Below are 17,578 nucleotides of genomic sequence, written 5' to 3' on the forward strand. Positions count from 1 at the left end.
GTTCCTCCCCCTGATGGATGTCGGTCTGTCCGGGGGATCCTTTCGTCAGTGGGGCACGCGGCGAAAGGTCGTCCTGGTGTTTCTTTGCCGAACCAATAACCGGAGTGCGGTGTACCGCTGAGCGGTGAACTCAGCACGGAGCGAGGGTGCTCAGCGCTTCGTCGAGGATGCCCAGCGCCGCGTCGAGGGTGCGGCGCAGCTGGAGGGCGTCCGGGGCGACGGCGGTGACCAGGGCGGCGGGTCCGGCGAGCGGGGCGAGGACGGCGTTCTCGGCGAGCAGCCGGACCTCCACCGGCTTCGACGCGAACTCCTCGTCCACGACCAGAAGTTGGCCGACCGCCCGATGGCCGGCGAGGACCGCGCCGCCGTCCCAGCCACCGGGGGCGCCGGGTCCGTACGCCATCTCCTGGTCGAGCAGGGGCCGTCCCGCGCGACGGACGGTGAGGCGGGTGACGAGCGTGCCGGTCTCCTCGCCGTGGCGGCCGAGGATCTGTTCCTCGCGCAGTACGAGCCGTGCGGTCGGGGCGAGTTCGACGGTGGTCCGCATCCGCAGGTGGGAGCCGTGCGCGGAGATGAGCTGTTCGGGCAGCCAGCGCAGTACGGCGCCGTCCCCGACGGTGAGCCGGATGTCGTACGTGGCGGGTTCGGCGGCGCGGCCGGGGAGGGCGACGGTCGCGGCGGCCGAGTCGACCAGGAGCCGGGCTCCGTCCCGTACCTCCGTCTCGATCGCCAGCCGGTCACCGCCGAGCGGCGCGCTCATCGCGCCGACGACGGTGACGCGGGTGCAGGGGCTGGTGGTCCGGGTACGGCGGACGGCGAGGGGGCCGTCGCTCTCCAGGACGGGCAGTCCGCCGTCGGCGTCGGCGACGATCCGGGCGGTGGCGCGCAGGCTCATGCGGACCAGGCGGCGAGCCGCTCGCGGACCCAGTCGGCCACGGGGGCGACACCGTCCTCGCCGGTGAGCGAGGTGAAGGCGACGGGCAGGTCGCCGCGCTGCACCTTGGCGTCGCGGGCCATGCGCTCCAGGTCGGAGCCGACGTAGGGGGCGAGGTCCGTCTTGTTGACGACGAGCAGGTCGGCGCTGGTCACGCCGGGGCCGCCCTTGCGGGGGATGTCGTCGCCGCCCGCGACGTCGATGACGAAGATCTGGGCGTCGACGAGGCCCTTGGAGAAGGTGGCGGTGAGGTTGTCGCCGCCGGACTCGACCAGGATCAGGTCGAGCGGGCCGACCGTGTCCTCCAGCTCCTCGACGGCTTCCAGGTTGGCGGAGATGTCGTCGCGGATCGCGGTATGCGGGCAGGCGCCGGTCTCGACGGCCTGGATGCGCTCGGGGGGCAGGACGGCGTTGCGGAGCAGGAACTCGGCGTCCTCGCGGGTGTAGATGTCGTTGGTGACGACGGCGATGGACAGCTGGTCGCGCAGGGCCCGGCAGAGCGCGGCGACGGTGGCGGTCTTGCCGGAGCCGACGGGTCCGCCGAGTCCGATGCGCAGGGCGCGCCGGGTCCCGTCGGGGCGGTGGGCGTCGGCGGAGACGGCGCCGGCGTGATCATGGGAGTGGTCGAGGTGCATGGCTCTCCTGGGAGTGTTCAGGGCACTGAGGGCGCTCAGGACGCGAAGAGGCGGACGGGCCAGGCCGCGTGCTGTTCGGCGGTGATGTCGAGGAGGGGCGCGGAGGCGGCGGGCAGCGCGTCGACGCCCTGCCGGGCGGCGGTGGCCGCTTCCTCGGCGACCCGGTCCATGGCCGGGGCGAGGCGGGCGAGGACGGCGGTGGCCTGGAAGGGGTCCAGGCCGAGGAGGCGTACGGCCGCGGTGGCGGGACCGCTGACGGTCTCGTACGCGACGCAGTGCGCGGCGTCCTCGGGGCCGAGGCCCGCGGCTCGGGCGGCGGTGCCGAGGACGACCGGCTGGTGGGCGCCGCGCGGGAAGGCGGCGGCGAGGGAGTCGAGTTCGGGGCAGGGCCAGGCGGCCCGGGCCGCCCGCATCATCTGCCGGCCGAGCTTGCGGGCGGCGGCGCGCAGGGCGGGTGCGGGGGTGCGGGCGTCGGCGGCGGCGTCGAGCGCGTACGGGTCGAGGCCGCGCGCGGCCGCGGCGGCGAGGGCCGCCGCGGTGAGACCACTGGTGTGCAGCCGGCCCCGGCAGAACGCGGCGAGGCTCGGCGCGTCCGTGATCCGGCCGGCCCTGACGGCGGCCTCGGCTCCGCCGGAGTGGGCGTGCCCGCCGGCGGGGAAGCGCCCGTCGGCGAGCACGAGAAGGGCGGCGCGACTGCTCATGACCCACCCATCAGAAGAGGAAGTAGCGCTGGGTCATGGGAAGTTCGGCGGCGGGCGCGGGCTCGACCGGTGCACCGTCGATCGTCACCGTGAAGGTGTCGGCGTCGACCTCGACGCGGGGTAGCGCGTCGTTCTCCCGCATGTCCGCCTTGGTGACCCGGCGGGTGTTCTTGATGGCGACGAACGTCTTCTCCAGGCCGAGGCGTTCGGGGAGATCGTCCTCGATCGCCGTCTGGGTCACGAAGGTGAGGGAGTTCGCCGCGGGAGCCTTGCCGAGCGCCCCGAACATCGGGCGCGGCAGGATGGGCTGGGGCGTGGGGATGGAGGCGTTGGCGTCGCCCATCTGGGCGTAGGCGATCTGCCCGCCCTTGAGGACGATCAGTGGCTTCACCCCGAAGAACGCGGGTTCCCACAGGACGAGGTCGGCGAGCTTGCCGGTCTCGACCGAGCCGATCTCGTGGTCGAGTCCCTGCGCGACCGCCGGGTTGATCGTGTATTTGGCGACATAGCGGCGGGCGCGGTGGTTGTCGGCGCGGTGGTCCCCGGGCAGGGCGCCTCGGTGCTTCTTCATCACGTGCGCGGTCTGCCAGGTCCGCATGATCACTTCGCCGATGCGGCCCATGGCCTGTGAGTCGGAGGAGATGATCGAGATGGCGCCGAGGTCGTGCAGGTGATCCTCGGCGGCGATGGTCGAGGGCCGGATCCGGGATTCGGCGAAGGCCAGGTCCTCCGGGACGGCCGGGTTCAGGTGGTGGCAGACCATCAGCATGTCGAGGTGTTCCTCGATGGTGTTGACGGTGTGCGGCCGGGTCGGGTTGGTGGAGCTGGGCAGGACGTACGGCTCGGACACCACGGTGATGATGTCCGGCGCGTGCCCGCCGCCCGCGCCCTCGGTGTGGTACGCGTGGATGGTGCGTCCGGCGATGGCGGCGAGGGTGTCGCCGACGAAGCCCGCCTCGTTCAAGGTGTCGGTGTGGATGGCGAGTTGGGCGCCGGTCTCGTCGCAGACGCGCAGGCACGCGTCGATGACGGCCGGGGTCGCGCCCCAGTCCTCGTGGATCTTGAACCCGAGGGCGCCGCCCCGCAGCTGGGAGTGCATCGCCTCGCGGGACATCGTGTTGCCCTTGCCCAGCAGGCCGATGTTGACCGGGGAGTTCTCCAGCGCCGCGAACATCCGGGCGAGGTGCCAGGGTCCCGGGGTGATGGTGGTGGCCTTGGTGCCCTCCGCGGGGCCCGTGCCGCCACCGACGAGGGTGGTGATCCCGGAGGCGAGGGCCTCGTCGATGACGGTCGGCGAGATGAAGTGGACGTGGGCGTCGATGCCGCCCGCGGTGACGATCCGGCCGTTGCCCACGATCACTTCGGTCTCGGGGCCGATGATCAGGTCCGGGTGGACGCCGTCCATGGTGTCGGGGTTGCCGGCCTTGCCGAGGGCGGTGATCCGGCCGTCGCGGATGCCGATGTCGGCCTTGACCACACCCCAGTGGTCGATGACGACGGCGCCGGTGATGACGGTGTCGGGGGCGCCTTCGGCGCGGGTCGTGCGGGCCTGGCCCATGGACTCGCGGATGACCTTGCCGCCGCCGAAGACGGCCTCGTCGCCGGCGCGGCCGGGTCCGCCGGATCGGTCCTCCTCGATCTCGACGAGCAGGTCGGTGTCGGCGAGCCGGATGCGGTCGCCGGTGGTGGGGCCGAACAGGTCGGCGTACACGGCGCGGTGCAGCTCAGGCACGGTCGGCTCCGTTCGCGTCGGGGGAGCCGGCGGCCGCGTCGAGCGGGCCCGCGGTCTCGCCGCGCAGGCCGGGGACGATCCGGGCGCCGGCCAGCGGGACCAGTTCGACCTCGACGGGGATGCCGGGCTCGAAGCGCACGGCGGTACCGGCGGCGATGTGGAGGCGTCGGCCGCGCGCGGCGGCGCGGTCGAAGGCGAGGCCGGGGTTGGCCTCGGCGAAGTGGTAGTGGGAACCGACCTGGACGGGCCGGTCGGCGGCGTTGAGGACGGTGAGGCGGGTGACGGGCCGTCCCTCGTTGAGGGCGACGGGACCGTCACCGAAAAGGATCTCTCCGGGAATCATCGGGGGTGTCCCTGCCTCACGCGATCGGGTCATGGACGGTGACGAGCTTGGTGCCGTCGGGGAAGGTCGCCTCGACCTGGACGTCGTGGATCATCTCGGGGATCCCGGGCATGACGTCGTCGCGGGAGAGGACCTTACGGCCGGAGGCCATGAGCTCCGCGACGGTACGGCCGTCCCGGGCGCCCTCCAGGATGTGGGTGGTGATCAGGGCGACGGCCTCGGGGTGGTTGAGCTTCACCCCGCGTGCCCTGCGCTTCTCGGCCACGTCCGCCGCGACATGAATGAGCAGGCGTTCCTGCTCGTGCGGGGTCAGTTGCACGCTTCCACCTCACTGTCGTCCACCGGGCGGTTCTCCCGGACAGCAGCGGACCCTACCGATCTTCAACACACTGTTGAGCTGCGGCGACGGGCTGCTGGGCCAGACATTGCACGTTAGGGCGGAAGTTTTTCCGGCGCGTTAACTCGGGCTTTGCGTCTCCATGGACATGAGCCCGCGAAGGCCGTCCTCCAGGATGTCGACGCTCACATCGCCGAAGAGCGCCTGCTGGGCGATGAAGCCCTGGGCGGTGGCGATGAGGGTGCGCGCGACCCGGTCGGCAGGGACGTCCGCCGCCATGAGCCCGTTCGCGCGACAGGCCTCGACGAGACCTCCCCAGATCTCGCGCATGCCGTGGTAGCCCTGGGAGAGGATCCGGAACAAGTGCTCGTTCCGCAGGGTCTCGGACCAGACCTGGAGGATGAGCCGCGCGAAGGCAGCGGTCCCCTCCGGGGATCCGCTCTTCCAGGACGAGCCGGAGCACCGAGCCGAGCAGGACGTCTGGAGTAGGCGGCGGTGTGGTCTTCGATGCCTCCTCGAAGGCGCCGCGGATCCCCTCGAACGCCTCCGCCGCGATGGCGGCGATCAGCTCCTCCTTGCCGCGGAAGTAGCGGTAGACGGCGCCGGCGGACAGCCACCTCCTCAGAATCGAGGGCGTCATGTCTGCCACCGCCAGCCGCAAGACCCTCGCGGTGCTGGTGCTGATCCCCGCCGTCGCGGCCCTGGTCCTGTGGGCCTTCGCCTGGCCCGCCGCCCGGATCGCCCCTCGCGACCTGCCGGTCGGCGTCGCGGGACCGGCCACCGCCACCGCCTCCCTGGAGCAGCGCCTCACCGAGCGGGGCGGGGCCTTCGAGGTCCATCGCTACGACTCCGAGGCCGCCGCCCGTGCGGCGATCGGCGACCGGGCCGTATACGGCGCGGTGATCGTCACCCCGCGAGGCCCCGAGCTGCTGACCGCGTCCGCCGCGAGCCCCCTGGTCGCCGGACTGCTGCGCGAGGCCGTCTCCGCCCAGGCCCCGGCCGGCACGCCGATGAAGGTGACGGACGTCGTCCCGGTCCCGGTCGGCGATCCGCGTGGCAGCGCGTTCGGGGCGAGCCTCTTCCCCCTGATCCTGGCCGGCGCGGCCTCCGGCGCCGTGGTGACGCTGCTCGGCCTGCGCCGCACCCGCGCGGCCCTCGCCCTGGCCGGCGCGGCCGCGCTCGCCGGGATCGTCGGCGCCGCGCTCGGCCACAGCTGGCTCGGCGCGCTCACCGGCGACTGGTGGACGGAGGCCGGGGTCCTCGCGCTGACCGTGCTCGCCATCGGAGCGGCGCTCGCGGGACTCGCCGCGCTGCTGGGCAGGGTGGGCCTCGGCCTCGGAGCGCTCCTCATGATCCTGCTCGGCAACCCGTTCTCGGGCGTGGCGAGCGCACCCGAACTGCTCCCGGCCCCCGTGGGCGCGCTCGGTCAGTGGCTGCCCCCCGGCGCGGGCGGCTCGGCGCTGCGCTCGGTCGCCTTCTTCGACGGTGGCGGGGCGGCTGCGCCGCTCCTGGTCCTCGGGGTGTGGGCGGTCGCCGGTCTTGCGGCCCTCCTGCTCGACGGGCGGCGCGACCGGACGGCGGCCGCACCGGCGGCCACGACGGCGCCGGAGCCGGTGCCCGCCGGCTGACGCCGCTGACGTACGGCCGCGTGCCCCCGCCCTGGTTGACGGGGGCACGCGGCTTTCTCATGCGCCGGTGGCACCCGGGTCGCGGTGGCGGGCCGCGATGCCGAAGCGGCTCTGTTCACCGGGAGCGGACGCGTGGGTGTGGAGGGAGGAGACGGAGCTGACCACCGGCTCCTCCGGGGTTTCCCGCTCCGCCTCGAGTTTCTCCAGGTCAGCGGCGGAGACCAGCGCCACGAGCGGCTTGCCGTGCCGGGTCACGACGACCCGCTCGTCCCCGTACACCACACGGTTGATCAGGTCGGCGAGCTCTGCGCGTGCTTGCGTCACCGGAATCTCATAGGCCATGCTCCTCATCTTACGGAATGTACGTCCTGTACATTTTTGACGAAGACAGGAGGCCTCCCATGGATGCCCGCCACGTCCTTCCCGAGTTCACCGAGCGCACCGGCTCGGGAAGCCGGACCCTCGATCCGTACTCCAAGCTGCTGGAGGAGCGGATCGTCTTCCTCGGTACGCCGATCGACGAGACCTCGGCCAACGACGTCATCGCCCAGCTGCTGCACCTCGAGTACGCCGACCCGGACCGGGACATCTCGCTCTACATCAACTCCCCCGGCGGTTCCCTCAGCGCCATGTCCGCGATCTACGACACGATGCAGGTCGTCACCTGCGACGTGGAGACCACCTGCCTCGGCCAGGCGGCCTCCACCGCGGCCGTGCTCCTCGCGGCCGGAGCGCCCGGGAAGCGGCTCGCACTGCCCGGCGCGCGGGTCGTGCTCCAGCAGCCCACGACGGACGAGCCGTTGCGGGGGCAGCTCAGCGATCTCGACATCCAGGCAAGGGAATTGCTCCGTCTGCGCGCGATGGTGGCCGGGATGCTGGCGACCCACACCGGCCGGAGCCGTGAGCGGATCGACGCCGACATCGACCGCGTCACCGTTCTCGACGCCTCGGCCGCGACCGCGTACGGTCTGGTGGATCACGTCGTCCAGAACCGCGCGGCGTCCGGCGGCGCCGGGGCGAGGTGAGCGGGAGATGGTTCCCGAGCCGCCGCCACTGCCCGCCCTGACGCGCGCCGAGGGCGAGTTCGTCGACGCCTACCTCGATGTCGTCGATCTGCTGGGACGCATCAATCCATCCAGGGCATCGCATACCTATGGGGCGCTGCGCGCGGCACAGGCCCTGGTGGGGCGGGCGACCGCGCTGCGCGAGGCGCTGACGGTGATGCACGGACGCGGCGAGAGCGAGGTGCACGCGGAGACATTGGCCCGTGCGCTGCGGACGTTGGACGGGGAGCGCCGCGCGGAGCGGGTCACCGTGCCGGGAACATCCGCGAGTTGACACATCCGCGTGTCGTGTCGAGGTCCACTCGGGGCATCGTGGCGGCAGAAACCCTCCCCCGTTCGGCGTAGTCGACGAATCGACTTATGTGCGGGGTGAGTTGCGCAGCAGGTGTACACATCTGGTGGAATCGGGCGTTCCGTCGCTGGTGCGAGCCTCGTCGGCCAAACCCCGCGGAGTCAATAAACATATCTGTCCACCCAAATGGATCAGTCGTGAGCAGCCTCACATAGTGTCGTTTCAGCTCGGATTTCGCCCTGAAAGTGGGTCAAGATCCCTCACGACGACAAGCCCCCGCCACCGCGGCGGGGCGGTCCGGGCGGACGCCGAGTCCTGCCGCCGTCCCGGATGTCTGGTCGACAGGAGTGGATCGGCAGGAGTGGAGGACCCGAGCAGTACGGGACGGCCGCCCAGTGGGGCCGTTCCTCGGGGTGAAGCCGCAGCCGCGGCCGGGCGACTTCGCCAGCCCGAACCCGACAGGTCATCCTTCACAGGCGGCTGACGAAGGGTTGCGCATGACTGCGCAGATTCATGTCCCGTCCCTGCTGTCCCGGGCCGGAGCCGTCTCGGCTCTCACCCTCGCCGCCGTCGGCGGCACGATGCTGGCCCCAGGTGTCACCTCGGAGGCCCAGGCCGCGACCTCGTACGCCGGCAAGGCGCTGAACATCGCGGCCTCGAAGAAGGGATCGCCCTACAAGTACGGAGCGTCCGGGCCGAACCGGTTCGACTGCTCGGGGCTCACGCTCTACTCGTACAAGAAGGCGGGCAAGTCGCTGCCCCGTACCGCGCAGCAGCAGTACAACAAGACCCGACACATCTCCGCCTCCAGCAGGCAGCGGGGGGACCTGGTCTTCTTCCACTCGGGTGGAAGGGTCTACCACGTGGGCATCTACGCCGGGAGCAACAAGATCTGGCACTCGCCGAAGCAGGGTTCCTGGGTGAAGCTCGACAGGATCTGGTCGTCCAAGGTCTATTACGGCCGGGTCCGATGACCGCCGGGGGGTGTGGTGGCGCCGCCGCACCCCCTCCACAGCCGGCTCAGTTCCCCGCGAGGGGAGCCGACAGAAGGGTCAGGCCCAGGGCGGCGAGCGCGCCGCCCGTCACCCCCTGCACGGTCCTCGCCGTGCGCGGTCGGCGCAGCCAGTGGCCGAGCCGGTCCACCAGAACGGCCACCAGGGGGAACCAGAGCAGGGCCAGCAGCACCACGATCGACGCGAGGAGCAGCGTGCGCGGCACGACCGCGACGCCCTCCGGCACGAACTGCGGCAGCAGGCTCAGGAACAGCACCGGCGCCTTCGGGTTCAGCACGTTCGCCAGGAACCCCTGGCGCAGCGCGCGGGACACCTTCGCCTCCCCCGCGCGGTCGGCCGGCGGCTCGCCCGTCGCCCGCAGCGCGCCCCGCAGCGCCTGGACGCCGAGGTACAGCACATAGGCGCCACCGGCGATCTGCAGGACCCGGTAGAGCGAGGGCACGGCGAGCAGTACGGCCGCGAGCCCCGCCACCGCGAGGGCGGTGTGCACCAGAAGGCCGCCCGCCACGCCGACGGCCGAGGCCACCCCGGCCCGCCGGGAGGCGAGAGCACTGCGTACGACGACGGCGAAGTCCGCGCCCGGCATGGCCACCATGCCCGCCGCGACCCCGATGAAGGCGATCAGCTGTCCGTCCATGCCCCTCAGCGTGCCTGCCGGGAGCCTTTAGTGTGTACTGGCAATCTTGTGGGTCTGCCCAAAGGAATCCTTTATGCAGGATCTGGTGCGGCTCGCGGCGCTGGTGGCCGTCGCCGAGGACGGCTCGATCACCCGGGCCGCCGCCCGGCTCGGCTACACCGCGCCCGCGCTCTCCCAGCAGCTCGCCAAGCTGGAGCGGGAGGCGGGGGCCGCGCTGCTCGTCCGGCATCACCGGGGCGCCCGGCTGACGCCCGCCGGTGAACTGCTCGTCACCCGGGCGCGCCGGGTCCTCGACGAGATGGAGCGGGCGCGTCACGAGCTGGCGCAGCTCAGCGGGCTCTCCGGCGGGCGACTGCGGGTGGGCACCTTCACCACGGTGGGCATCCATCTGCTGCCACCGGTCCTCAGCGCGTTCCGCCGGGCCCACCCGGACGTGGAGCTGACGGTCGCCGAGTACGAGCCGCCTGGCGGGGTGGTCGCGGTGGCGGAGGGCCAGGCCGATCTGGCGCTCACCCACGCCTACGAACCCGCGGAGTCCGCCCCGCTGCCGCCGGGTGTCGTACTGGAGCCCCTGCTCGTCGAGGAGTTGGTCCTGGTCACGGCCCCGGGCCATGTGCTGGCGGAGGGCTCGGGCCGGCTGCCGATCGCGGAGCTCGCCGGTCAGCCGTTGATCAGCAGCGCACCGGACCATCCGCCGAGGCGGGGTGTGGAGGGCGCCCTCGCCCGGGCCGGCGCGACCCCGTCGGTCGTCTGCCGGACGCCGGGCTACGCGCTGGTGTGCGCGCTCGTCAGCGCGGGGCTCGGAGTGGCGGTGGTGCCGGAGATGGTCGCCGCGATGGCGTCGTCGCCGCTCGGCGTACGGACGTTGGAGCCGACGTCGTTCCGCCGGACGATCTCGGTGGCGCACCGCGGAGAGCAATCGGGCCCGGCGGCGCGGTCACTGCGGGCACTGCTGCGCGCCGGCTTCGCCCGGGGCGCGCACGTGCAGTAAGCCGGAGCGCGTACGTGCCGGTGCCGTACGTGTGCCGGTGCCGTACCGGCTACGAGCCACGCGGCAGATCGGCGTACGGCGTAACATCACGGCCACCCCGGGCGGACCCCGGGCCCGTCACGCTGCCCAGCCACCCCAGAGCCACGCTGTGCAGGCCGCCCGCCCTGACGGTGGGTGCTGACGCCCTCCCGCCTACGCTGCTGCCATCGGCCAACTGAGCGGCTGATCAAGGGTTTCAGGGGGGGGACAAGTGCAGATGGACAACGCGACTGAGGTGTTCCCACCACTGCAGGCGGACGATCCGTCCGTGGTGGCGGGTTATCGCCTCGCCGCTCGGCTCGGGGCGGGCGGCATGGGCCGGGTCTACCTGTCGCACACACCGGGCGGCCGACCGGTGGCGATCAAGGTCGTACGGCCGGAGCTGGCCGACGACGCGACCTTCCGGCAGCGGTTCCGCCGGGAGATCAAAGCAGCCCGACGAGTCCGGGGCGCGTACACCGCCGAACTGATCGACGCCGACGCGGACGGCGTACCGCCCTGGCTGGCGACGCTCTACGTGCCCGGGCCGTCCCTGGCCGAGGCGGTCGCCCGGCGTGGACCTCTGCCGGTGCCGGCAGTGCTGTGGCTGATGGCGGGCGTCGCCGAGGCGCTCCAGGCCATCCACGGTGCGGGAATCGTGCACCGGGACCTGAAGCCGTCGAACGTGCTGCTGGCCGCCGACGGGCCGCGGGTGATCGACTTCGGCATCTCCCTCGCCTCTGACGTCACCTCGCACACAGCAACGGGCACCGCCATCGGCACGCCCTCGTACATGGCTCCCGAGCAGGCGTCGGCGGGCGAACTCACGGCGGCGACAGACGTCTTCGCGCTCGGTCAGACGGCAGCCTTCGCGGCACTGGGCGAGCCGCTGTACGGCGACGGCCCCTCGGTCAGCGTGCTGTACCGCATCGTGCACTCCGAACCCGACCTGTCCCGGCTTCCCACCCAGCTCCGCCCGCTGATCGCCCGATGCCTGGCCGCCGATCCGGAGGAGCGGGCCACGCCGGCGGAGGTCGTCGAGTGGTGCCGGCAACGACTCGGCCGGGACGCCGAGGCAGGGGCGGGTCCGGCCGTCTGGCGGGAGGTCATGGGGCCGGCGCGTACGGTTCCGGCTCCGGTCCCCGATCCCACCCCGGTGCACACGCTGCCGCTGGTCCCACGGCCGAAGCCGGCGGGGCCGGCCGAGCGGCGGGCCCGCAGGTGGCACACCGCGCTCATCACTGCCGCCGCCGTCGCGGCGGGAGCCCTCCTCCTGACAGGTCTGACATGGACGATCATGGACGCTGCGGACCGGCTCCGCGACCGTCAGGTGTCCGCGTCCAAGACGCCTGGTCCGACGGCGTCGCATTCGGCGTCGGTCTCGGGCTCGGAGGACGGCGGCCGGACACCAGGGGCGTCGCGCCCCTCTTCGAACGCGCCCAAGGCGCCCCGGGCCGTCCCGTACGCCTTCCAGTGGCTGGACGAGAAGAACTCCTTGGACATGAGGGAGCCCGTCGCGCGCAAGGACCGCAAGGGGGACATCCGCTTCGTCTGCGAAGAGTCCTGCGCGCTGGAGAGCGACACCAGCCTGATCACCCTGTACTACGGAGAGCCGGGGGCCTCCCTCGACGAGTGCCGCAGCGCCCTCACCGCCGCCGAGAGCCGCAGCCTCCCGCTGGTCATGGCGGCAGCCGGCAGCGAGATCTGCATCAAGCACCCCTCCGGAGACATCGCGCTGTTCGTCGTCCAGACGAAGTCGACCGCCCTGCCGAAGAGCGGGTCCAGCTTTATGACCGTGGACATGACGGTCTGGCGAGCCTCCTAGGGTCCGATGCGAGCCGCAGGGTCAGCCGCATGCAGTCCGCCGGCCCTGCCTCGCCGCTTGCGGTGGGCGCCCCAGCCGGCACACCCCCTAGAGTGCGGCCGAGGCCACTCCCCGGTTCGGGGAGGCGGTCCAGGGGAGGTTGATCCAGACCGTCTTGCCGCCGTCGTCGGTCGGGGTGACCGAGAGGCGGCCGCCCGCCTCCGCCGCCAGGAAGCGGATGATGACCATCCCCCGCCCGTTGTCCTGCTGCACCGCCGCCGGAAGCCGCTTGGGCCAGCGAGGATGACTGTCGGTGACCCCGATGTGCAGCTGCTCCTCGCGCTCCAGCCGGACCTCGACGGTGAAGGTGGGGGACTGTCCGAACGTGTGCTGGACGGCGTTGGTGGCCAGCTCCGAGACGATCAGCCGGACCGTGTCGGCGGTGTCGCCCGCCTCCGCGAGCCCCCAGCCGGTCAGGACCTCGGCGACATATCTCCGGGCGGCGGACACCGAGGCGGGATCGCTCGGCAGAGTGACGGATGCTTCTTGGTGGTCTGCCATGGCGACGCTGTCCCTTTCCCACCGGGCCCGGCCCGGATTGCACTACGCGTCAGACTGCCACCGATCGTGTCGCCCTGTGCGGCGATCCACCAAGATATGGGCATATGTGTCGCTCGAAGCGGTGAACTCTGCTACGAGAGACCGTATTTGGGCCGCGATCAGGAGGCCGGTGGCGCGGTGCGGACGATCGTCTCCACCGCCCGGTCGATCTGCGCGCCGGTCAGGTCGGCGCGGGCCGTCAGCCGCAGCCGCGAGATGCCGTCCGGGACGGACGGGGGCCGGAAGCAGCCCACCGCGAGCCCCTGTTCGCGGCAGTCGGCCGCCCACCGCAGCGCGGCTTCCGGCGAGGGAGCGCGCACCGAGACGACGGCCGCGTCCGGGCGGGCTGCGGTCAGTCCGGCGTCGGTGAGCATCCGGTGCAGCGTGGTGGCGACCGTGCGCGCGCCCTCGGCGAGGCCGGGCTCGCCGTGGATCAGTCGCAGGCTCGCGAGGGCGGCGCCCGCGGCGGCCGGGGCGAGCCCGGTGTCGAAGATGAACGTCCGGGCCGCGTTGATCAGATGCTCGACGACCCGGGCGGGCCCGAGTACGGCACCGCCCTGGCTGCCCAGCGACTTGGAGAGGGTGAGGGTGGCGACGACGTCCTCGTCGCCCGCGAGCCCCGCGGCGTGCAGGGCGCCCCGGCCGCCGTCGCCGAGGACGCCCAGGCCGTGGGCGTCGTCGACGACGAGGGCGGCGCCGTGGGCCCGGCAGGCCACGGCGAGCTCGGGCAGCGGGGCCTTGTCGCCGTCCACGGAGAAGACGGAGTCGGTGACGACGAGGGCCCGGCGGCCCTCGTGGGCGCGCAGGGTCTTGCGTACCGCCTCGGGGTCGGTGTGCGGGACGACGGCCGTCTCGGCGCGCGAGAGCCGGCAGCCGTCGACGATGGAGGCGTGGTTGCCGGCGTCCGAGACGATCAGCGAGTCGCGGCTGCTCAGCGCGGTGAGCGCGGCGAGGTTGGCGGTGTAGCCGGAGGAGAAGACGAGGGCCGCCTCGAAGCCGCAGAACTCGGCGAGTTCGCGCTCCAGCCGGGCGTGCAGCCGGGTGGTGCCGGTGACGAGGCGCGATCCGGTGGACCCGGCGCCCCAGCGCCGTGCCGCCTCGGCCGCCGCCTCCGTGATCTCCGGCCGGCGGGTCAGCCCGAGGTAGTCGTTGCTCGCCAGGTCGAGCAGCTCCGATTCGGCGGCGCGGGGCCTGAGCGTACGGACGAGACCCGCCCGCTCGCGCCGGCGTGCCTCGGCGTCGGTCCAGTCGAACGCGGTCCGGCGCGTGTCCTCGTCCCGGTGCATGGGGCAGTCCTTTTGTAGGCAGCGCACAGACCCTAACCTTCCGTGGCCGAGGTCAGGGTGTGGCCATGCACACACCTCAAACGGGCTCGTTTGTTCAGTTCCTCCTTGGCCGCGGGGTGTGCCGTAGGCCAGGATCAGCCCTTATGGACCTGCTGAACACGCTGGTGGACAAGGGGCTGCGGCGCGAGCTGCCGAGCCGTGAAGAAGCGCTCGCCGTACTGGCGACCTCCGACGACGAACTGCTCGATGTGGTGGCCGCGGCCGGCAAGGTGCGCCGCCAGTGGTTCGGGCGTCGGGTGAAGCTGAACTACCTGGTGAATCTGAAGTCCGGGCTGTGCCCGGAGGACTGCTCGTACTGTTCCCAGCGGCTCGGCTCCACGGCCGGGATCCTGAAGTACACCTGGCTGAAGCCGGACGAGGCGTCCCAGGCGGCCGCCGCCGGTGTCGCGGGCGGTGCGAAGCGGGTGTGCCTGGTGGCGAGCGGTCGCGGTCCGACGGACCGGGACGTGGACCGCGTCGGCAAGACCATCGAGGCGATCAAGGAGCAGAACGAGGGCGTCGAGGTCTGCGCCTGCCTCGGCCTGCTCTCCGACGGCCAGGCGGAGCGACTGCGTGAGGCGGGCGCCGACGCGTACAACCACAACCTGAACACGTCCGAGGGGACGTACGGGGAGATCACGACCACCCACACGTATCAGGACCGGGTGGACACCGTGCAGAAGGCGCACGCCGCCGGGCTCTCGGCCTGCTCCGGTCTGATCGCGGGCATGGGCGAGAGCGACGAGGACCTGGTCGACGTGGTCTACGCGCTGCGCGAGCTGGGCTCGGACTCGGTGCCGGTGAACTTCCTGATCCCGTTCGAGGGCACTCCGCTGGCGAAGGAGTGGAACCTCACCCCGCAGCGCTGTCTGCGGATCCTGGCGATGGTGCGGTTCGTCTGTCCGGACGTGGAGGTCCGCATCGCGGGGGGGCGTGAGGTGCATCTGCGTTCGATGCAGCCACTGGCGCTGCACATCGCGAACTCGATCTTCCTCGGCGACTACCTGACCAGCGAGGGCCAGGCCGGCCAGGCCGACCTGGACATGATCGCGGACGCGGGCTTCGAGGTGGAGGGCGCGGGCACGCCGACGCTGCCCCAGCACCGGGCGGACGCGCTCGCGGCGGCGCGGGCCGAGGCCGGGGCCGGCGGCTGCGGCTCGCACGCGGAGGCCGGCGGCGGCTGCGGTTCGCGGACGGAGGCGGAGGCAGGTGCGGGCGCGGGCTGCGGCGCGCACACCGGGGCCGGCGGCGGCTGTGGGCCGTGCGGGGGCCACGCGCCGCAGACGGAGGCCACGGAGACGGAGCCCGCCGAGGTGCCGGGTGCCCGTACCGACCTGGTGGCCGTACGCCGCCGGGGCCCCGGGACGGAGCTCGCGCCGAATGCGTAGCGACGAACTGCTGGCCCTGGACCGGGCGCACGTCTGGCATCCGTACGCCCCCATGCCGGGCCGTACGGACCCGCTGGTCGTCGAGTCCGCGTCCGGGGTACGGCTCCGGCTCGCCGAACCCGTGCACGGACAGACCGAGTTGATCGACGGCATGTCCTCGTGGTGGTCGGCGATCCACGGCTACAACCACCCCGTGCTCAACGAGGCGGCGTACGACCAGCTGAACCGGATGAGCCATGTCATGTTCGGCGGGCTCACCCACGAGCCTGCCGTCCGGCTCGCCACCCGCCTCGTGGAGATCACCCCCGCACCGCTCCAGCACGTCTTCCTCAGCGACTCGGGCTCGGTCTCCGTCGAGGTCGCGGCCAAGATGTGCCTGCAGTACTGGCGCTCGGTGGGCCGGCCCGGCAAGCAGCGGCTGATGACCTGGCGCGGCGGTTACCACGGGGACACCTGGCAGCCGATGTCGCTGTGCGACCCCGAGGGCGGGATGCACGAGCTGTGGTCGGGTGTGCTCCAGCGCCAGGTCTTCGTGGACGCGCCGCCGACCGCGTACGAGGAGTCGTACGCCCGGATGCTGCGGGAGCAGATCGCGCTCCACGCGGACGAGGTCGCCGCGGTGATCGTGGAGCCGGTGGTGCAGAACGCGGGCGGGATGCGGTTCCACTCGCCCGAGTATCTGCGCGTCCTGCGCGAGGCCTGCGACGAGCACGGCGTGCTGCTGATCTTCGACGAGATCGCGACCGGTTTCGGCCGCACGGGCACGCTGTTCGGCGCCGACCACGCCGGGGTCTCCCCCGATGTGATGTGTGTGGGCAAGGCCCTGACCGGCGGCTATCTGTCGATGGCGGCGACGCTCTGCACGACGCGGATCGCCGAGGGGATCTCCCGGGGCGAGGTTCCGGTGCTCGCGCACGGACCGACGTTCATGGGCAACCCGCTGGCCTCGGCCGTGGCCTGCGCGTCGCTCGATCTGCTGATGTCCCAGGACTGGGCGCTGGAGGTCAAGCGGATCGAGACGGGGCTCCGCGAGGGCCTCGCGGAGGCTCTCGCGGTGCCCGGTGTCCGGGACGTGCGGGTGCTCGGCGCCATCGGCGTCGTCCAGCTCGACCATGATGTCGACATGGCGGCGGCCACGGAGGCGGCGGTCCGGGCGGGCGTATGGCTGCGGCCGTTCCGCGACCTGATCTACACGATGCCGCCGTTCGTCACCGGCGACGCGGATCTGGCCCGCATCTGCGCCGCGGTGCGCGCGGCCGCGGCGGCGGGCTGACGACCGGGGCGCGGCCGGAGCACCGGAAGCCGGTCCGTGTCCGTGCCCCTCGGGTCCGGTGCGGGCCGGCTCGGCACACACCCCCACGGCCGTCCGGACGCGGGGGCGGAGAGAGGACTCGACACACACCATGAACGTCATCGTCGTCAGCGGTACGGGCACGGAGATCGGGAAGACGATCGTGACGGCCGCCGTGGCCGCCGTCGCCACCGCTCAGGGGCGGTCGGTCGCCGTGCTCAAGCCGGCGCAGACCGGGCTCGCGCCGGGCGAGCAGGGGGACGCGGACGAGGTCGTACGGCTCTCCGGAGCGCGGACGTCGGCCGAACTGGGGCGGTATCCCGAGCCGTTGGCGCCTGCCACGGCCGCCCGGCGGGCCGGGGCGGCGCCGGTCGGCCCGCGGGAGGTCGCCGAGGCGGCCGCGAAGCTCGCCGCCGAGTACGACCTGGTCCTCGTGGAGGGTGCGGGCGGCCTCCTTGTCCGGTTCGACGAGGAGGGCGGCACGCTCGCGGACGCGGCCCGGCTCCTCGGCGCCCCGGTCCTGGTGGTCACGCCCGCGGGACTCGGCACGCTGAACGCGACCGCGCTGACGGCCGAGGCCCTCGCGGCGCGCGGCATCGAGCAGCTGGGCGTCGTGATCGGCAGCTGGCCCGCCGCGCCCGACCTGGCGGCCCGCTGCAATCTGGCCGATCTGCCGGAGGCTGCGGGTGCGCCGCTGCTCGGGGCCGTCCCGGAGGGCGCGGGCGGTCTCGACCCCGCCGCGTTCCGGGCGCGTGCGGGCGAGTGGCTGGCCCCCGCGCTGGGCGGGGTCTGGGACGCCGAGGGCTTCGCCGCTCGCGCCCGGCCCTGATCTCCGTAGGCTGGAT

General features: G+C 72.7%; 19 protein-coding genes, 1 pseudogene and 1 riboswitch. Of the genes and pseudogenes, 9 read left to right on the plus strand and 11 right to left on the minus strand.

The window, feature by feature from the left end; genetic code table 11:
* Nucleotides 1-130: 130 nt before the first annotated feature.
* The 7 genes and pseudogenes from ACFYV5_RS12290 to ACFYV5_RS12320 form a co-directional block, all read right to left on the minus strand.
* Nucleotides 131-895 (minus strand): urease accessory protein UreD, encoded by a 765-nt coding sequence (locus tag ACFYV5_RS12290; RefSeq protein ID WP_389167497.1) that lies wholly within the window; start codon nt 893-895, stop codon nt 131-133.
* Nucleotides 892-1,569, minus strand: coding sequence for an urease accessory protein UreG (gene ureG / locus ACFYV5_RS12295; RefSeq protein WP_389167500.1), 678 nt, complete (start codon nt 1,567-1,569; stop codon nt 892-894). Before ureG ends, ACFYV5_RS12290 begins: the two co-directional genes overlap by 4 nt.
* Nucleotides 1,570-1,604: 35 nt before the next feature.
* Entirely contained in the window at nt 1,605-2,270 is a 666-nt protein-coding gene (locus ACFYV5_RS12300; protein ID WP_389167503.1) for an urease accessory protein UreF, read from the minus strand.
* A 10-nt stretch (nt 2,271-2,280) separates the two neighbouring features.
* A complete protein-coding gene (locus tag ACFYV5_RS12305) occupies nt 2,281-4,002 on the minus strand; it encodes an urease subunit alpha (protein WP_389167506.1) in 1,722 nt (573 codons plus the stop codon).
* On the minus strand, nt 3,995-4,345 hold the full coding sequence (locus tag ACFYV5_RS12310; protein WP_389167509.1) for an urease subunit beta: 351 nt from the start codon (nt 4,343-4,345) through the stop codon (nt 3,995-3,997). The genes ACFYV5_RS12305 and ACFYV5_RS12310 overlap by 8 nt, the downstream gene beginning before the upstream one ends.
* A gap of 16 nt (nt 4,346-4,361) precedes the next feature.
* Entirely contained in the window at nt 4,362-4,664 is a 303-nt protein-coding gene (locus tag ACFYV5_RS12315) for an urease subunit gamma (protein WP_355110292.1), read from the minus strand.
* 138 nt (nt 4,665-4,802) lie between these two features.
* Nucleotides 4,803-5,295: pseudogene (locus ACFYV5_RS12320) on the minus strand (TetR family transcriptional regulator C-terminal domain-containing protein); the annotation flags it as partial.
* 25 nt (nt 5,296-5,320) lie between these two features.
* On the opposite strand from ACFYV5_RS12320, the gene ACFYV5_RS12325 reads away from it, so the two are divergent.
* Complete coding sequence (locus tag ACFYV5_RS12325) at nt 5,321-6,310, plus strand: ABC transporter permease (RefSeq protein ID WP_389167513.1); 990 nt, start codon at nt 5,321-5,323, stop codon at nt 6,308-6,310.
* A 57-nt stretch (nt 6,311-6,367) separates the two neighbouring features.
* Here ACFYV5_RS12325 and ACFYV5_RS12330 read toward each other — a convergent pair whose 3' ends face one another.
* Nucleotides 6,368-6,652 (minus strand): type II toxin-antitoxin system Phd/YefM family antitoxin, encoded by a 285-nt coding sequence (locus ACFYV5_RS12330; protein ID WP_355110290.1) that lies wholly within the window; start codon nt 6,650-6,652, stop codon nt 6,368-6,370.
* Nucleotides 6,653-6,711: 59 nt separating this feature from the next.
* Between ACFYV5_RS12330 and ACFYV5_RS12335 the strand changes: the two genes are divergently transcribed.
* The 3 genes from ACFYV5_RS12335 (at nt 6,712) to ACFYV5_RS12345 (ending at nt 8,640) form a co-directional block, all read left to right on the plus strand.
* Nucleotides 6,712-7,335, plus strand: coding sequence for an ATP-dependent Clp protease proteolytic subunit (locus ACFYV5_RS12335; protein ID WP_355110289.1), 624 nt, complete (start codon nt 6,712-6,714; stop codon nt 7,333-7,335).
* Nucleotides 7,336-7,342: 7 nt separating this feature from the next.
* Nucleotides 7,343-7,648, plus strand: coding sequence for a hypothetical protein (locus ACFYV5_RS12340; protein WP_355110288.1), 306 nt, complete (start codon nt 7,343-7,345; stop codon nt 7,646-7,648).
* A gap of 314 nt (nt 7,649-7,962) precedes the next feature.
* Nucleotides 7,963-8,160: riboswitch (cyclic di-AMP (ydaO/yuaA leader) on the plus strand.
* Nucleotides 8,161-8,163: 3 nt separating this feature from the next.
* Nucleotides 8,164-8,640 (plus strand): C40 family peptidase, encoded by a 477-nt coding sequence (locus ACFYV5_RS12345; protein ID WP_355110287.1) that lies wholly within the window; start codon nt 8,164-8,166, stop codon nt 8,638-8,640.
* Nucleotides 8,641-8,686: 46 nt separating this feature from the next.
* Here the strand turns inward: ACFYV5_RS12345 and ACFYV5_RS12350 are convergent, their stop codons facing one another.
* Nucleotides 8,687-9,316 carry a LysE family translocator gene (locus ACFYV5_RS12350; RefSeq protein ID WP_389167518.1) on the minus strand — a complete coding sequence of 210 codons (630 nt, stop codon included), beginning with the start codon at nt 9,314-9,316 and terminating at the stop codon, nt 8,687-8,689.
* 73 nt (nt 9,317-9,389) lie between these two features.
* Between ACFYV5_RS12350 and ACFYV5_RS12355 the strand changes: the two genes are divergently transcribed.
* Nucleotides 9,390-10,307 (plus strand): LysR family transcriptional regulator, encoded by a 918-nt coding sequence (locus ACFYV5_RS12355; RefSeq protein WP_389167521.1) that lies wholly within the window; start codon nt 9,390-9,392, stop codon nt 10,305-10,307.
* A 256-nt stretch (nt 10,308-10,563) separates the two neighbouring features.
* Complete coding sequence (locus ACFYV5_RS12360) at nt 10,564-12,150, plus strand: serine/threonine-protein kinase (protein ID WP_389167523.1); 1,587 nt, start codon at nt 10,564-10,566, stop codon at nt 12,148-12,150.
* Between the two features lie 87 nt (nt 12,151-12,237).
* Here the strand turns inward: ACFYV5_RS12360 and ACFYV5_RS12365 are convergent, their stop codons facing one another.
* Together ACFYV5_RS12365 and ACFYV5_RS12370 are read right to left on the minus strand one after the other, a co-directional pair.
* A complete protein-coding gene (locus ACFYV5_RS12365; protein ID WP_355110284.1) occupies nt 12,238-12,690 on the minus strand; it encodes an ATP-binding protein in 453 nt (150 codons plus the stop codon).
* Nucleotides 12,691-12,848: 158 nt separating this feature from the next.
* Nucleotides 12,849-14,015, minus strand: a complete 1,167-nt coding sequence (locus ACFYV5_RS12370; RefSeq protein WP_389167526.1) for an 8-amino-7-oxononanoate synthase — start codon at nt 14,013-14,015, stop codon at nt 12,849-12,851.
* Between the two features lie 143 nt (nt 14,016-14,158).
* Here ACFYV5_RS12370 and bioB point away from each other — a divergent pair, with 143 nt between their 5' ends.
* The 3 genes from bioB (at nt 14,159) to bioD (ending at nt 17,562) form a co-directional block, all read left to right on the plus strand.
* Entirely contained in the window at nt 14,159-15,442 is a 1,284-nt protein-coding gene (gene bioB / locus ACFYV5_RS12375; RefSeq protein ID WP_389167529.1) for a biotin synthase BioB, read from the plus strand.
* On the plus strand, nt 15,435-16,715 hold the full coding sequence (locus tag ACFYV5_RS12380; RefSeq protein ID WP_389167532.1) for an adenosylmethionine--8-amino-7-oxononanoate transaminase: 1,281 nt from the start codon (nt 15,435-15,437) through the stop codon (nt 16,713-16,715). Before bioB ends, ACFYV5_RS12380 begins: the two co-directional genes overlap by 8 nt.
* Nucleotides 16,716-16,845: 130 nt before the next feature.
* On the plus strand, nt 16,846-17,562 hold the full coding sequence (gene bioD, locus ACFYV5_RS12385; protein ID WP_389167535.1) for a dethiobiotin synthase: 717 nt from the start codon (nt 16,846-16,848) through the stop codon (nt 17,560-17,562).
* Nucleotides 17,563-17,578: the final 16 nt, after the last annotated feature.

This window comes from Streptomyces sp. NPDC003035 (assembly GCF_042888285.1).
In the GTDB taxonomy this organism is placed as follows: Bacteria; Actinomycetota; Actinomycetes; order Streptomycetales; family Streptomycetaceae; genus Streptomyces.

Coding starts and splice junctions, on each gene's coding strand:
- ACFYV5_RS12310 (WP_389167509.1), bottom strand. CDS start 4,345: ATGATTCCCGGAGAGATCCTTTTCGGTGACGGTCCCGTCGCCCTCAAC.
- ACFYV5_RS12355 (WP_389167521.1), top strand. CDS start 9,390: ATGCAGGATCTGGTGCGGCTCGCGGCGCTGGTGGCCGTCGCCGAGGAC.
- ACFYV5_RS12290 (WP_389167497.1), bottom strand. CDS start 895: ATGAGCCTGCGCGCCACCGCCCGGATCGTCGCCGACGCCGACGGCGGA.
- ACFYV5_RS12335 (WP_355110289.1), top strand. CDS start 6,712: ATGGATGCCCGCCACGTCCTTCCCGAGTTCACCGAGCGCACCGGCTCG.
- bioD (WP_389167535.1), top strand. CDS start 16,846: ATGAACGTCATCGTCGTCAGCGGTACGGGCACGGAGATCGGGAAGACG.
- ACFYV5_RS12360 (WP_389167523.1), top strand. CDS start 10,564: ATGGACAACGCGACTGAGGTGTTCCCACCACTGCAGGCGGACGATCCG.
- ACFYV5_RS12380 (WP_389167532.1), top strand. CDS start 15,435: ATGCGTAGCGACGAACTGCTGGCCCTGGACCGGGCGCACGTCTGGCAT.
- ACFYV5_RS12330 (WP_355110290.1), bottom strand. CDS start 6,652: ATGGCCTATGAGATTCCGGTGACGCAAGCACGCGCAGAGCTCGCCGAC.
- ACFYV5_RS12345 (WP_355110287.1), top strand. CDS start 8,164: ATGACTGCGCAGATTCATGTCCCGTCCCTGCTGTCCCGGGCCGGAGCC.
- ACFYV5_RS12365 (WP_355110284.1), bottom strand. CDS start 12,690: ATGGCAGACCACCAAGAAGCATCCGTCACTCTGCCGAGCGATCCCGCC.
- bioB (WP_389167529.1), top strand. CDS start 14,159: ATGGACCTGCTGAACACGCTGGTGGACAAGGGGCTGCGGCGCGAGCTG.
- ACFYV5_RS12350 (WP_389167518.1), bottom strand. CDS start 9,316: ATGGACGGACAGCTGATCGCCTTCATCGGGGTCGCGGCGGGCATGGTG.
- ACFYV5_RS12325 (WP_389167513.1), top strand. CDS start 5,321: ATGTCTGCCACCGCCAGCCGCAAGACCCTCGCGGTGCTGGTGCTGATC.
- ACFYV5_RS12370 (WP_389167526.1), bottom strand. CDS start 14,015: ATGCACCGGGACGAGGACACGCGCCGGACCGCGTTCGACTGGACCGAC.
- ureG (WP_389167500.1), bottom strand. CDS start 1,569: ATGCACCTCGACCACTCCCATGATCACGCCGGCGCCGTCTCCGCCGAC.
- ACFYV5_RS12340 (WP_355110288.1), top strand. CDS start 7,343: ATGGTTCCCGAGCCGCCGCCACTGCCCGCCCTGACGCGCGCCGAGGGC.
- ACFYV5_RS12300 (WP_389167503.1), bottom strand. CDS start 2,270: ATGAGCAGTCGCGCCGCCCTTCTCGTGCTCGCCGACGGGCGCTTCCCC.